Here is a 13,707-nt window from a genome sequence, read left to right on the forward strand (position 1 = left end):
TGTTGTATATTTAAACAATGCATATCATTCACTTCCTTCAGGAATGGTGGAGCCATCAAACCTGGCCGGAGATCATTGCCGTTATTACCGGCCTGCTTTGTGTTTATTTAGCTGCTGTTAACAACATCTGGAACTGGCCTTTTGCCATCATCAGCGTAGGTATTTATATTTTCATTTTTTTTGAAGCTCACCTGTATGCCGATATGGGGCTGCAGTTTTATTTTATGGCCATGAACATTTATGGCTGGTACCACTGGAGCCACAAATCCGCCCATGAACAAAAAACACCTGTTATACTGATCACCAAACGAGAGATCGGTACAGCGGCAATTGCCATAATATTATTCACCTTTATATTAGGCTCTGTACTTAAATACACAACGGCTTCGTTCCCTTACCTCGATAGTTTTTGTACAGCATGCAGCCTGGTGGCACAGTATCTTTTAGCCCGCAAGGTTTTACAAAACTGGCTCATCTGGATATTTGTAGATGTTATTTACGTGGGGGTGTATGCCATTAAAGATTTGCACTTAACTGCTATCATGTACGCCATATATGTAGCTATGGCCCTACTGGGTTACCTCGACTGGCGCAAAGAATACCGTAAGCAGTTAACTAAAACCCAATTATAGTTGCTTACGCATTACATAATCATTCATCCAGTAAGGGCCAATAGCAATGTCCTCTTCATAAGCTACTGCAAAGCCCATTTTTTCATAAAAGGATTTGGCATTGTTAAAGCGGTTCACATTTAGTTCCAATACATTCTTACCCGCATCTAAGGTTTTTTGCGCAACCTCGTTTATCAGTATTTTACCATATCCTTTACCTTGTGTAGCAGGCAGGCAGTAAAGCTTATGTAGTTTGTAAATGTCGGCATCTTCATCACGCGGAGAGTATCCGGCGAAGGCAACCGGTTCATTATCTTCAAGCAACAGCAAGTAAGTTTGCAGGTTGTTTTCGATCTGTTTATATAATTTATCAGCCGAATAAATTTCATTCAGCATAAATGATATTTGTTCAGCCTCTAATATAGGCCCGTAAGTAACCCACCAGGTTTTATCAGCTATTTGCCTTATGGTTTCAACGTCGTTTACGGTTGCTTTGGTTATCGTGTACATATTATTATTTCAGGCAGGTTAGCTTCTTTCTTCCCATATCATACACAGGTGCAATATTGTTTCAACAGCCTTTTGCATATCCTGTACAGATACCCATTCCTGTTTACTATGAAACGCATGTTCGCCCGCGAAAATATTAGGACATGGCAATCCCATAAATGATAGCCTTGAGCCATCGGTACCGCCCCTTATACTGCAAAGTTTGGCAGTTAAACCGGTACGGTTAATGGCTTCCATAGCGTAGTCAACAATTTGTGGGTGCTTATCCAATACGTTTTTCATGTTGCGGTATTGCTCACTTATGGCCAGTGTATAGGTTGATGCCGGATATTTTTTTAACACATCATCAGCTGTTTTACGAATCACATTGGCATGGCCACTTAACTTTTGTTCGTCAAAATCTCTAAGAATAAAATCAATAGTGGCCGTTTCTACATGGCCCTCTATACCTACCGGATGTATAAAGCCTTCCATTCCTTCAGTATGCTCAGGAGATAATTCATCAGGGAGCGCGGCTATTATTTCACCGGCAATTTTGATGGCGCTTTCCATTTTGCCTTTAGCAAAGCCCGGGTGTGAGCTAACGCCCTGTATGGTTAATCTTGCTCCATCTGCAGAAAATGTTTCATTTTCCATATTACCCGCGCTCTCACCATCCATTGTATAACCGGCAAATGCACCAAGTTTGGCAATATCTACATGATCAACACCATGGCCCACTTCCTCATCAGGCGTAAATAATATCCTGATGGTACCATGTTTTATTTCTGGATGATTGATGAGCTGGTAACAGGCATCCATAATTTCGGCAACACCTGCCTTGTTATCTGCACCAAGTAATGTGGTACCGCTGGCGGTTATAACGTCGTTACCTAATTGGTTTTTAAGGTCGGCATGATCAGCCAGTTTAATTATCTGTGTAGTGTCATCCGGCAATACAATATCCTGACCCTGGTAATTTTTGTGGATAATCGGCTTAACATTTTTTCCGCTACAATCAGGTGCCGTATCCATATGTGAACAAAAGCAAATTACAGGCACTTGCTTATCGCTATTGGCTGGTATAGTGGCATATACATAACCATACTCATCCATATGAGCATCAGCCACACCTATTGCCAGCAGTTCATTAACCAGTAATATGGCCAAATCTTTTTGTTTTTCTGTTGATGGAAATGAAACAGAAGAGGGGTCTGATTGCGTATCAATGGTAACGTAACGCAAAAAGCGCTCGGTTACGGTAAAGCTTAGTGATGAATTGAGATTCATAATGGTAATATTATTAAAACTGTAAGATGCAGGCATCTCACCGGTTTCATTTGTAAATATTGATTAAAATTTAGCTTTGAAAAAATTTATTCTGTTTTTTATACTGGCATTTGCCTCCATTGCTGTAAAAGCACAAAGCGGTTATAACTATTATGAATGGGGCTGGGGCGGCGGAGTAGGCTATGGAAAGGCTTATGCCGATACAAAAAGACAGGATTACCATCCGATATTTAACCTTAATATCGCCTATAACTACAACCCATACCTCCCTATAGCGCTTGAACTGCAGTTTGGTACTCTCTCCGGCGGTGGCCGTACCCGCGATAAGGATCGATTTGGGCGCATCTACAAAAATGCATACAAAGCCCTGATCTTACATGGTGACCAGCAAATGGGCGACCTGTTTGACTACTCGGATAATGGTGTATTAAACATACTTAAAAACTTTTATATTGGTACGGGTATAGGCGCTGTATCAAATAATATGAAAGACATACAGCGTACTAATTTATATGCTGAAAATGACGTTATCGGATCACTCGAGGGTTTTCAGGGGAAAGATAAAAGTATCAACTTCCTGATACCGCTAAGGGTGGGTTATGAATTTAAAATTTATGATGATTATGACCAGGTAGGTTATACCATAACTATTGGCTACGAGCATAATTATACCTTTGGTGAAGGTTTGGATGGCTATAATGACAATCCAGGGAAATTTAAAAATAATGCTCCCGATCAGTATGCACATTTTACCATTGGTTTTCGGTACAATTTTGGTAATACCGTATCATATAATAAATTGGTAAGAAATTTTAGATTTTGAACATAGAAGAATTACGTGATTATTGCCTGCAAAAACCAGGAGCCGCCGAAAGTTTTCCTTTTGGTGAGGAGACCTTAGTTTTTAAGGTTGGCGGTAAAATATTTTTATTGACCAGCTTGGACAGGGGCAACAGCTTTAACGCTAAATGCGACCCAGAATTGGCGGTTGACCTGCGTGAGCGTCACCCTGAAGTACAACCAGGTTACCATATGAACAAAAAAATGTGGAACACTATTGCTATGGACGGCTCTTTAACCCGCAAGCAACTTTGCGATATGATAGATCACTCCTATGACCTGGTAGTTAAAGGCCTGCCTAAAAAACTACAGGCCGAAATTGATGAGCTAAAAGATCAACAGTAAAAATACCCTTACACAGCCGCCTGCTTCTTATTCTTAACCCTATATTTGGGCTACAACACGTTTCATGAAAATATTTCTATCGGCCCTATTCATTTCTTTTATCAGCTTGCAGGCAAAAGCGCAGTTAACACCCTTTGAACTTCATAAGGATAAAAATTATACAGCAACATATGCCCAGGTAATTGATTATTACCAAAAGCTGGGTAAACAGTATCCGCAGCAAATGAAACTGCTCAACTACGGCATGACAGATGTTGGCAAACCGCTCACCCTGATCGTGTTATCGCATGATAATGTTTTTGATACTTCACTTATCAAAAAACAAAACAAACGGGTGCTGCTCATCAACAACGGTATACACCCCGGCGAGCCCGAAGGCATTGATGCCAGTATGATGCTGGTGCGCGACCTGCTCAAAAAAAACCTGTTGCCTAAGGATGTCGTGATCTGCCTGATCGCTTTATACAATATTGATGGCAGCCTTAACCGCGGTTTGAGCCGGTTAAGCCAGAACGGCCCGGAGGCTTATGGTTTCAGGGGCAATTACCGGAACCTTGATCTTAACCGCGATTTTATAAAAGCCGACAGCCGCAACGCGCTTGCCTTTGAACAGATCCTTAACACCTGGAAACCCGAGATATTTTTAGACAATCATACCAGCGACGGTGCCGACTATCAGTATGTAATGACGCTGATTGAAACCCAGAAAGAAAAACAAAACCCCATACTGGCAAACTATACTACAAAAACGCTTACCCCCTACCTGTACAGCCATATGAAAAAAAGTGGCTACGAAATGATCCCTTACGGTGCGGGAGAAGAGGGTTTACCAGACTCGGGAATCGTTAGCTTTTTGGAAACTCCGCGTTTTGCCACCGGCTTTACTGCCCAGCATAACATCATCAGTTATATTACTGAAACACATATGCTTAAACCTTTTGATAAAAGAGTTTATGCTACGTACGATTTTATGCAGCACCTGATTGATATTAACCAGCGTGACGCTAAACTTATTGGTGAGCTTAAACAAAAAACCGACGAACAGGTGGCCCAACAAAAAACCTTCGCCTTAAACTGGGAGGTGAACCGGGAGGCTATAGATACCATTACCTTTAAAGGTTACAGTGCAGAATATAAAACCAGCGAGGTAAGTGGCCTAAAGCGTTTATATTACGACCGTAACAAGCCCTACTCCAAAACCATCAAATACTGGAACACCTATAAGGTTACCGCCACTGCTGATAAGCCTGTGGCTTACATTATTCCGCAGGCCTGGGGAAAGGTTATTGACCTGTTTAGGCTTAACGGTGTGAAACTTAAACAACTAACGCATGATACTACGTTAACCCTTCAGATGTATTACATTGCTGACTATAAAACTTCACAAAGGCCTTATGAGGGGCATTACCCACACACTGGCGTTAAGTTAAATCCGGTTGATATGCCTGTTAAGTTTTACAGCGGCGACTATGTGGTATACACAAATCAGCCAATTAATCGCTACATTGTAGAAACTTTGGAGCCGCAAGGGGTCGATTCGTTTTTTGCCTGGAACTTTTTTGATTCGATGCTGAGCGAAAAGGAGCATTATTCCGACTATGTTTTTGAAGATATGGCCGCCGATATGCTCAAAAAAGACCCGGAGCTACGGAAAAAGCTGGATGATGCCAAAAGCAAAGATCCAAAACTGGCCGGCAACGCCGATGCGCAGCTGTTTTTTGTTTACCGCAATTCGGCGTATTTTGAAAAAACTTTTATGCGCTACCCGGTTGGCAGATTGTTAACAGATACTAAACTTGACTTAAAATAAATGGAATACCTACTACTGGCTCCTGTAGCCTCAATCATATTTGTAATAACAATTATCACTTCCTTAATAGCATTCTCCAACCAGGAACTTTTTGGCAAAATGATGCTGCACCCCTACAGTGTTTCGCGCGGGCGGTATGTGTACACCGTAATCACCAGTGGTTTTATTCACCGCGATTGGATGCACTTGTTTTTTAACATGCTGTCGTACTATTTTTTCGCCTTTCAGCTGGAGCCTCTTTTGGGGCACTGGCAGTTTGGGGTGTTATATATGGTAAGCCTTGTATTGAGCGATATGCCATCAGTACTCAAGCATAAAGAAAACTACAACTATTACAGCCTTGGCGCATCAGGAGCGGTGAGTGCCGTTATTTTCAGCGCTATTCTGTACAACCCTTTAAGCCAAATGATGATCCTGCCTATCCCGATACCTATCCCTGCCGTTTTGTTTGGGGTACTGTATTTGGTTTATTGCAGCTACGCCTCCAAATACTCCCGAGATCAGATCAATCATGATGCACACTTGTATGGAGCGCTTAGCGGGTTGATGATCACCATTATTTTTCACCCGGGTATTTTACCTGGCTTTTTGCAGCAAATTATCGAGCGAGTTCAATCTCTTCTGCACTAATAACGCTGCCATCGGCCTTAAATAAAAAGCTCATCGGCTCTTCCGGGTTCTTGATGATCTCGAAAAGGAGGAAGCCCCAGTTTTTCCAGAAGTTTTCAAGCACCTGCCCGTAAACCTTAGTTACCCAATCGTCAAACAAAGGTTTGCTGCTGGTGCCGCGCAATGGCATAGCCTCCAGATAAATGGTATCTTCAACAGGTAATATATTAAACTCGGGCAGGCGGTTAAATAGGTAGGCCGAATAAAAAAAGCGGGCGTTGAGCTCCTCAAACTGTATGGGGTGCAGCTTTTGGCCTTTAATTTTATCAAGCACTTCTTTATGGTAGCTGGCATTGGCGCCATTATCCTGCAGGCAAATAATCAGTCCGAAATCTTTTATTCTTAACGAAAAAGTAAGCGTATTGATCTCATCGCGGTAGCCAAAAATATCATCGGCATTATCAACCTTAAACAAAACCAAACTAAAGGGTTTAAACCCATCAAACTCGATAGGCAGGTTTAAGCTTTGCAGCATCAAATGCAGGTGGCTGAATTTATGGATAATAGCCTGCGACATATTGAACTCCTCGCCCTGTGAATGCTGCAATTTTATGCCTGATTGTATCTCGTTAAATATAATGCCATAAAGCAGTTTACCTGCCCATTGAAAAAGCTTCTTCTCATCCAATTCTTTTACAGCCTCATATCCGGTATCAAAGGCGGCAGCTATTTCAGTTTCCAGTGGTTCCAGAAACTGTTCATTTACCGCGGCTGCACAAGGTATTTTCAGGTCTTTGTAAGTGGCCATACTCTCGTCGAGCAATTTAAAGGGCTGGTCTTCCAGGTGGTAACGGCTCATGAGCCATTGAGGAAAAACCTGTATCTTTTCTTCTTCAGAATTTAAAGCCTGACCGGTAAGGAAGCATTTACTGTTGCTGAAATTAAAACGCTCGAACGGTGAATAAATTTGTGCCGACATGCCGGCAAAGATAAGCAGGAATACAGATGTGCAAATATGTGGATGTGCGGATATGCCGTTTTTTTACTTAAAGCTGTATTTACAAAATTTTTGATATCATCAGCATAGCTGAAATCTGCATATTTGCACAACTGAAACTTTAGCTTTGGCTTTAACATGGAACTCACATATCAACCTTTTGAACTGCAATTAAAGCACGCTTTTACTATTGCCAAATTTTCGCGCACTTCTACCCCTATCATGCTGGTGCAAATTAAGCATGAAGGCGTAACCGGTTATGGTGAGGCTTCCATGGTGCCCTACATGGGCGAGAGCCACCAAACCGCTGCCGATTTTTTGAGCAAGGTTGATATTAACCAATTCAGCTACCCGATTGATTTTGGCGCGGTGATCAGCTATCTTGATAGTATTGCCCCGGGAAACCCGGCTATCAAAGCTGCTATTGATATTGCCCTGCATGATCTGGATGGCAAAATAAAACAACAGCCCTGCTGGCAACTACTGGGCAGCACCCCTGCCCTCATGCCTGTGACCAGCTTTACCATTGGCATTGATACGCCTGAAATGATCATTAAAAAAGTAAAGGAGGCCGAAGGTTTTAAAGTTATAAAAGTTAAGCTTGGCCGCGATACTGATAAGGAACTCATCAGCACCATACGCTCAGTTACCGATGTACCGCTTTATGTAGATGCTAACCAGGGTTGGACAGACCTGCAACAGAGCCTTGACATGACCTACTGGCTGCAGGAACAAGGCGTACAACTGATTGAGCAACCCATGCTTAAAACCGATCCTGACAGCAATGCCTGGCTTACCGAACGCAGCCCCATCCCTATTATTGGCGATGAATCTGTACAGCGTTTTGAGGATGTGGATAAGGCTAAGGGCGTTTATACAGGCATTAATATTAAACTGATGAAATCGGCAGGCATATATGAAGCCACCCGTATGATCAAACGTGCTCGTGAGCTCGACTTAAAGATCATGATAGGCTGCATGACTGAAACCAGCTGCGCCGCCCTCGCGGGCCTGGCCCTTGCCCCCCAATGCGACTGGGTTGACCTCGACGGCCCCTTTCTGGTAAGCAACAACCCCTATCAAATGCCCGATTTTGCCGATGGCAAGTATATTTTGAACAATGATGCGGGGCTTGGGGTGAGGGTGTAATACAAAAAAGGTCGCACATCTTACGATGTGCGGCCTTTTTAACAAACTATTTACCTAAAATTATTTTGTTTCACCTGCTTTGGTTGCTGCTTCGATGATTACTTTGGCAACGGCATCAGGGTGTGATATGAATACTACGTGGCTTGATTTTATCTCGGTTACTTTTGAGCCGGCCCGTTTGTACATGTTACGTTCAATATCAGGGTTAATGGCTTTATCTTCGGTGGCTACTACAGCATAGCTTGGTTTAGTTTTCCAGGCTGCTTGTGTTATTGGAGCTACGAAACCTTGTGCAGCTATTGGGCCTTGTGAGGCATACATAAAGTCAGCTTCTTCTTTGCTCAGGTCGGCGGCAAAACCGGCGTGGAATTTTTCTTTACTGAAATAAACAAAACCTTTATCATCCGGAGGCAAAATCCCATTTTCCGGTGCAGCAGGTAATGATTGTACCAGTTTCAAGGTTGTTTCGCCATTATCGGGTGCAAAGGCAGCTACGTAAACCAGGGCTACAACTTTTGGATTATTACCAGCTTCAGTAATTACGGTACCGCCCCATGAGTGGCCAACTAAAATTACCGGGCCATCTTGTTTATCAATGGTGCGGTTAGCGGCATCAACGTCGTCTTTAAGTGATGTTAAAGGGTTTTGTACCACAGATACATTATAGCCTTTTTTGGTTAGTATATCATATAATCCTTTAAAGCCAGAACCATCGGCAAAGGCGCCATGTACCAATACTATATTTTTTACCGGTGCCTGAGCCTCAACTTTTACTGTTGAGCCAATAATAGTTGATAAAATAATTGCTGAAGCAGCTAAGCCTGCTTTTAACCTGTTTTTTAGTGATTGAGTTTTCATGTTTGTATATGTTAAATTTTGATGTGTGAATTAACATTACAAAGGTGCAGCAACTTTCAATTCTGCGGAATGGGTATACTTCCCGACCGCTTGTAATTATTTCCCTAACACGGCTACTCCTTTATTATTCCTGAACTCGGTTGGCGAAAAAGAGGTATGTTTTTTAAAAAAGTTGCTAAAATAGGCTGCATCATCAAACCCGAGTTCGTAGGTAATTTGCTTGGCCGATTTATCGGTATAAAACAATAAACGTTTCGCTTCTATCAGTATCCTTTCCTGAATAATCTGGATAGGTGTTTTATAATTATATAAGGCAAAAAGATTTGACAGCGTTTTTGGCGATTTATTTAACCGCCCGGCATAATAGCTTACGCTGTGCTGCGTATGAAAATTCATTTCGACCAGCAAGTTGAATTTCCTAAGAATATGAAATCTATCGTCGTTCAGTTTTACATCTGGAAATTTACCTGCCCGGGCCAATTTGGTTACCATGGTGATGAGGCGCTTCAGTAACATGATCAGCATATCATTCTGAATATCGTCGTTGGTTTTCAGCTCCTCAATAAATATGTCCAGTAGTATTTGCAGCCTCCTGCGTGTTTCTTCGTCCAGGTCAATGAAAATATGATCATTCATCCCGAATAAAAACCCCACACAACTAACTTCAGCGTCATGATCAACAATGCAATAAAACTCGCGGTTAAACTGCCAGGCCACAATATCAGCCGGTCGTTCAAAATAAAACGACTGGTTATACATCAATGGCAGTATGGTATGTGGCATCAGGTCATACGGCGTACCATCAATAGTTACCGTTTGCATTTCACCGCGGTTCCAGGCTATGGTAAAGTATTTATAATCGTAATCGCGGGTATAAAACAAGCGATCAAAATGCGTTTCGTTATTAAGCAGCAGCAGATCACCGCCCGTGTTTTGGTCTGATACCGATAGTTTCATTACGATGATAAAGATATTACAAAATCACCGCATGCTGTAAGCATAGCAAAAACAGGCTCTTAGTTTTACTTTTCTATAACTTTTGAGCCATTAATTTACCGGATAACGGCTGCTGCTGCCTCTATGTGCTTCCTGATCTTTATTTTAACATATTTTGCGGCAGGCATGTTACTCTCGCCAACCACATTATTTACCGATATTAACACATTGGTTTCGGGGAAATAAGTTACCGTGTTGCGTTCAGGAACAGGGTAAGGAACTACTACAAATAGCCTCGCTATCCGCTCAATACCATCATTATAATTAAACAGGTCAACCTTTTCGCCGCTTGCGTATCCGGCTTTGTCCATGTCTTTCTGATTCATGAATACCACACGCCGCTCGTTTTTAATTCCCCGGTATCTATCCTCTAAACCGTAAATGGTAGTATTAAATTGATCATGCGTACGGGTAGTTGCCATCAAATATTCATCTTCGGCCAAAACATTTACAGGTATCTTATTCATGGTAAATGGCGCGCGATCAATAAACTCATCGGTAATAAAATTGCCGTCGCGGGCCGCGTTGGGTAAGTAAAAACCGCCTTTTTGGCGCACGCGTGCATTATAGTTACCAAAGCCGGGAATACACTGCTCAATAACATCGCGTATATCATCATAGTTATTGGCATAACGCTCCCAGTCAACCACAGACCGGCTGCCCAGTGTAGCCATAGCCATTCTGCAAACAATATGAGTTTCGTTGATCAGCTGTTTTGACACCGGCTGCAGGATTCCTTTTGACGATTGCACAACGCCCATCGAGTTTTCGGTGCTAATAAACTGAGCCTCGCCGTTCACCATATCCTTGTCACTTCTTGATAGTGTTGGCAAAATCAGCGCCTCCTGCCCATGCACTAAGTGACTGCGGTTCAATTTAGTAGATACATGAACCGTAAGCCGCTGCCTTCGCAGGGCCTCGGCGGTAAATAAAGTATCAGGCGTGGCCGAAATAAAGTTACCTCCCATGGCAAAAAACACCTTTGCTTTTCCGGCATGCATTGCCCTTATGGCGTTTACAACATCGTAACCATGTTCGCGGGGAGGTTCAAATCCAAAAACTTCTTTTAACCGGTCGAGCTGTTTTTGGGTAGGTTTTTCATTAATGAGCATGGTACGGTTACCCTGCACATTACTATGCCCCCTTACCGGGCATAAACCAGCACCTTGTTTACCTATACTTCCTTTAAGCAACACCAAATTCACTATTTCCTTCAGCATATCAACCCCGTTGGGTTGTTGGGTAAGGCCCATTCCCCAGCAAACTATGATTCTGTGTTTAAGGGTAAGCATGTCAGCAGCTTCACGTAAAAGTTCAACAGACACACCGGCATCAGCTGCCAAACTCTCGAGGCTGTGCCCTTTAAGGTGATCAATAAACTCTTCGTAGCCAACGGTTTTATCAGCTATAAACTGCTGGTCAAACACCTTACCGGGCATTTTTTGCTCGGCCTCGTGCAGCAGCATTTCAATAGCCTTAAGCAAGGCCATATCGCCGTTTATTTTTACGGGCAGATACAGGTCGGCAAGTTGAACGCCACTCCCCAGCACACCACTTATCTCCTGCGGGTTTTTAAAACCCATTAAACCAGCTTCGGGCAGCGGGTTTATGGCAATAATTTTAGCCCCGTTCTTTTTACCCTTTTCCAGCGCGCTCATCATACGGGGAGCATTGGTACCCGGGTTATGGCCTATGATTATGATCACATCGGTATCATAAAAATCATTCAACGTTACCGTTCCCTTACCTATACCAATGGTTGAGGACAATGCGGTACCCGAAGTTTCATGGCACATGTTTGAGCAATCGGGCATGTTATTGGTACCAAACTCTTTGGCAAACAACTGATACAGGAATGAAGTTTCGTTACTGGTTCGGCCCGATGTATAAAATATCGCCTCATGAGGCGATTCTAAGGAGTTTAAATGTTCTGCTATTTTCTTGAAGGCATTATCCCAGCTGATAGGTTGGTAATGTGTAGCGCCCTTTGGCAGGTACATGGGTTCGGCCAAACGGCCTTTTCTGCCGATTTCAAAATCGGTTAATTTAGCCAGATCAACAACCGAGTTCTGCGAAAAAAACTCAGCCGTTACCTTTTTGGTAGTGGCTTCTTCAGCAAGAGCTTTGGCTCCGTTTTCACAATACTCACCCACCGGCGACCGTTCGTCGTCCGGATCGGGCCAGGCACAACTTGAACAATCAAACCCACCCTTTTGGTTCATTACAAATAGAGCACCAGTTCCTCTTATGGGAACACCCTCCTCCATAATATCACTCAAGGCTGCCATAACCGCAGGAATGCCCGCGGCAATTTTTTTTGGCCCTGTCGCTTTTAAATGCAGCAGCTTTTCAGGGTTTTCGGCTGATGGTACATTATTTTCATCCATCGCGGTATGTATTAATTTTTTTGTAATAACGGGTTGGGATAATTATCGCTCTGGTCTTCATCCACATTATCCAAACAGGTAAAATCCTTTTCAACCAGCAGATATATCGGGCCCTCCTTCTCCTCAAAACCTACCTTATCGGTATTTGCCAACTCGGTGATCATTGTTCCCGGAATAAACAGGGTGATCACATTGTTTATATATTCTGCCTTTAGTGTATTGCCCTCACTGGTTTTAATAGCATAGGTAAGCGATTGTTTTAAAAAATTGGTTTGCTCCTGAATATACCCCTCTCCTGCAAGGCTGTTAACATCGCTTTTGGTGAGCCGGTAGCGCAGGGAGTCTCCCTTAATTCTTATCTTCATAATGAGCCATTAAAACACGGTGCACGTGCGTATAAATATTAAATCGATGCTGGCGTAAAAAGCCAACCAGTGTAATTCCAAATTCAAGGGCAAGCTGCACAGCCAGACTTGATGGCGCGCCTACCGCCGCAATAATGGTGATGCCGGCCATGGTTGCTTTCTGAATGAGCTCAAAGCTGGCCCGGCCACTCAGCAATAAAACACTTTTATTAAGCGGAAGCCAGTTTTTTTCAAGCGCGGCACCTATTAATTTATCAAGCGCGTTGTGCCGGCCAACATCTTCGCGCAGCAGCAGTAACTCGCCATTGAGCGAAAACAGGGCACATGCGTGCAAACCACCTGTGGCATCAAAAACAGTTTGATGCTGTCTCAGGCGATGTGGTAACTCGAGTAAAAGATCCTGGCTGATGGTGCAATGATCCTGTTTATCAGGCTGAAACAGGCTTACCGTTTTAATAGCGGCTATAGAACCCTTGCCGCAAACCCCACAGCTTGAAGTGGTATAAAAATTACGGTCGGCTTGTTGTAGTTGGGGGGTAAATGTTTCGTTCAGTTCAACCTGAATTACATTTTCTTTATTTTCTGCACAGGCAATAAAGCAATGATTTACAGAGGCCAGATCATTACGGTTACCGATAATCCCTTCAGTGAACAAAAAACCTGTGGCTAATTCGGCATCATTTCCGGGTGTGCGCATAGTAACAGAAATATTCTTGACCGTGCGGTTCTGCTTTGAGCCGAAGGCAAGCCGTATTTCCAATGGTTCTTCAATAGCAAGCGCATCTGAAATAGCTGTGTGATCGTGCTCGTCTACTTTTACTATTGGAAATTGCAATACTGAGCGCTCCTTTTCCATACCTTTATAAGTTGAACCCATTGAACCCATATTTGGTTTTTAAGCCAAATGATTGTTACATTAAAAAAACAAAATCAGTATGAATTTACTCATTTACTGGCAATT

General features: G+C 42.8%; 14 protein-coding genes. 6 read left to right on the forward strand and 8 right to left on the reverse strand.

Going from position 1 to position 13,707, the window contains the following annotated elements; all coding sequences use genetic code 11:
- The first annotated feature begins 17 nt into the window (after positions 1-17).
- Entirely contained in the window at positions 18-632 is a 615-nt protein-coding gene (pnuC, locus tag QWZ01_RS19865; RefSeq protein ID WP_290326374.1) for a nicotinamide riboside transporter PnuC, read from the forward strand.
- Here pnuC and QWZ01_RS19870 read toward each other — a convergent pair.
- Both QWZ01_RS19870 and pepT read right to left on the reverse strand, forming a co-directional pair.
- Positions 627-1,121, reverse strand: coding sequence for a GNAT family N-acetyltransferase (locus QWZ01_RS19870; RefSeq protein WP_290326375.1), 495 nt, complete (start codon positions 1,119-1,121; stop codon positions 627-629). The genes pnuC and QWZ01_RS19870 overlap by 6 nt on opposite strands.
- Positions 1,122-1,139: 18 nt before the next feature.
- Entirely contained in the window at positions 1,140-2,390 is a 1,251-nt protein-coding gene (gene pepT / locus QWZ01_RS19875; RefSeq protein ID WP_290326377.1) for a peptidase T, read from the reverse strand.
- 76 nt (positions 2,391-2,466) lie between these two features.
- Between pepT and QWZ01_RS19880 the strand changes: the two genes are divergently transcribed.
- From QWZ01_RS19880 to QWZ01_RS19895, 4 genes are all read left to right on the forward strand, one after another.
- Positions 2,467-3,213, forward strand: a complete 747-nt coding sequence (locus QWZ01_RS19880; RefSeq protein WP_290326380.1) for a hypothetical protein — start codon at positions 2,467-2,469, stop codon at positions 3,211-3,213.
- The gene (locus QWZ01_RS19885; RefSeq protein ID WP_290326382.1) at positions 3,210-3,575 is read left to right on the forward strand and encodes an MmcQ/YjbR family DNA-binding protein; all 366 of its coding nucleotides are present in this window, start codon (positions 3,210-3,212) and stop codon (positions 3,573-3,575) included. Before QWZ01_RS19880 ends, QWZ01_RS19885 begins: the two co-directional genes overlap by 4 nt.
- A gap of 64 nt (positions 3,576-3,639) precedes the next feature.
- Positions 3,640-5,385 (forward strand): M14 family zinc carboxypeptidase, encoded by a 1,746-nt coding sequence (locus tag QWZ01_RS19890; RefSeq protein ID WP_290326384.1) that lies wholly within the window; start codon positions 3,640-3,642, stop codon positions 5,383-5,385.
- Positions 5,386-6,015, forward strand: coding sequence for a rhomboid family intramembrane serine protease (locus tag QWZ01_RS19895; protein WP_290326386.1), 630 nt, complete (start codon positions 5,386-5,388; stop codon positions 6,013-6,015).
- Here the strand turns inward: QWZ01_RS19895 and QWZ01_RS19900 are convergent.
- Positions 5,984-6,973 carry a hypothetical protein gene (locus QWZ01_RS19900; RefSeq protein WP_290326388.1) on the reverse strand — a complete coding sequence of 330 codons (990 nt, stop codon included), beginning with the start codon at positions 6,971-6,973 and terminating at the stop codon, positions 5,984-5,986. The genes QWZ01_RS19895 and QWZ01_RS19900 overlap by 32 nt on opposite strands.
- Positions 6,974-7,129: 156 nt before the next feature.
- Between QWZ01_RS19900 and QWZ01_RS19905 the strand changes: the two genes are divergently transcribed.
- Positions 7,130-8,140 (forward strand): dipeptide epimerase, encoded by a 1,011-nt coding sequence (locus tag QWZ01_RS19905; protein ID WP_290326389.1) that lies wholly within the window; start codon positions 7,130-7,132, stop codon positions 8,138-8,140.
- Positions 8,141-8,200: 60 nt separating this feature from the next.
- Here the strand turns inward: QWZ01_RS19905 and QWZ01_RS19910 are convergent, their stop codons facing one another.
- The 5 genes from QWZ01_RS19910 to fdhD form a co-directional block, all read right to left on the reverse strand.
- Entirely contained in the window at positions 8,201-8,998 is a 798-nt protein-coding gene (locus tag QWZ01_RS19910; protein ID WP_290326391.1) for an alpha/beta hydrolase, read from the reverse strand.
- Positions 8,999-9,094: 96 nt separating this feature from the next.
- Entirely contained in the window at positions 9,095-9,955 is an 861-nt protein-coding gene (locus QWZ01_RS19915) for a helix-turn-helix domain-containing protein (RefSeq protein ID WP_290326393.1), read from the reverse strand.
- A 95-nt stretch (positions 9,956-10,050) separates the two neighbouring features.
- Positions 10,051-12,381 (reverse strand): FdhF/YdeP family oxidoreductase, encoded by a 2,331-nt coding sequence (locus tag QWZ01_RS19920; RefSeq protein ID WP_290326395.1) that lies wholly within the window; start codon positions 12,379-12,381, stop codon positions 10,051-10,053.
- 11 nt (positions 12,382-12,392) lie between these two features.
- Positions 12,393-12,746, reverse strand: a complete 354-nt coding sequence (locus tag QWZ01_RS19925; RefSeq protein ID WP_290326396.1) for a DUF7009 family protein — start codon at positions 12,744-12,746, stop codon at positions 12,393-12,395.
- Positions 12,730-13,602 carry a formate dehydrogenase accessory sulfurtransferase FdhD gene (gene fdhD / locus QWZ01_RS19930; protein ID WP_290326398.1) on the reverse strand — a complete coding sequence of 291 codons (873 nt, stop codon included), beginning with the start codon at positions 13,600-13,602 and terminating at the stop codon, positions 12,730-12,732. The genes QWZ01_RS19925 and fdhD overlap by 17 nt, the downstream gene beginning before the upstream one ends.
- Positions 13,603-13,707: the final 105 nt, after the last annotated feature.

The sequence above is a fragment of the Mucilaginibacter aquaedulcis genome, from assembly GCF_030409325.1.
GTDB classification, from domain to species: domain Bacteria; phylum Bacteroidota; class Bacteroidia; order Sphingobacteriales; family Sphingobacteriaceae; genus Mucilaginibacter; species Mucilaginibacter aquaedulcis.

Bases quoted from the DNA above. Each gene is read 5' to 3' on its own strand.
- pnuC (WP_290326374.1), top strand. From the start codon at position 18: ATGCATATCATTCACTTCCTTCAGGAATGGTGGAGCCATCAAACCTGG.
- QWZ01_RS19870 (WP_290326375.1), bottom strand. From the start codon at position 1,121: ATGTACACGATAACCAAAGCAACCGTAAACGACGTTGAAACCATAAGG.
- pepT (WP_290326377.1), bottom strand. From the start codon at position 2,390: ATGAATCTCAATTCATCACTAAGCTTTACCGTAACCGAGCGCTTTTTG.
- QWZ01_RS19890 (WP_290326384.1), top strand. From the start codon at position 3,640: ATGAAAATATTTCTATCGGCCCTATTCATTTCTTTTATCAGCTTGCAG.
- QWZ01_RS19895 (WP_290326386.1), top strand. From the start codon at position 5,386: ATGGAATACCTACTACTGGCTCCTGTAGCCTCAATCATATTTGTAATA.
- QWZ01_RS19900 (WP_290326388.1), bottom strand. From the start codon at position 6,973: ATGTCGGCACAAATTTATTCACCGTTCGAGCGTTTTAATTTCAGCAAC.
- QWZ01_RS19905 (WP_290326389.1), top strand. From the start codon at position 7,130: ATGGAACTCACATATCAACCTTTTGAACTGCAATTAAAGCACGCTTTT.
- QWZ01_RS19910 (WP_290326391.1), bottom strand. From the start codon at position 8,998: ATGAAAACTCAATCACTAAAAAACAGGTTAAAAGCAGGCTTAGCTGCT.
- QWZ01_RS19915 (WP_290326393.1), bottom strand. From the start codon at position 9,955: ATGAAACTATCGGTATCAGACCAAAACACGGGCGGTGATCTGCTGCTG.
- QWZ01_RS19920 (WP_290326395.1), bottom strand. From the start codon at position 12,381: ATGGATGAAAATAATGTACCATCAGCCGAAAACCCTGAAAAGCTGCTG.
- QWZ01_RS19925 (WP_290326396.1), bottom strand. From the start codon at position 12,746: ATGAAGATAAGAATTAAGGGAGACTCCCTGCGCTACCGGCTCACCAAA.
- fdhD (WP_290326398.1), bottom strand. From the start codon at position 13,602: ATGGAAAAGGAGCGCTCAGTATTGCAATTTCCAATAGTAAAAGTAGAC.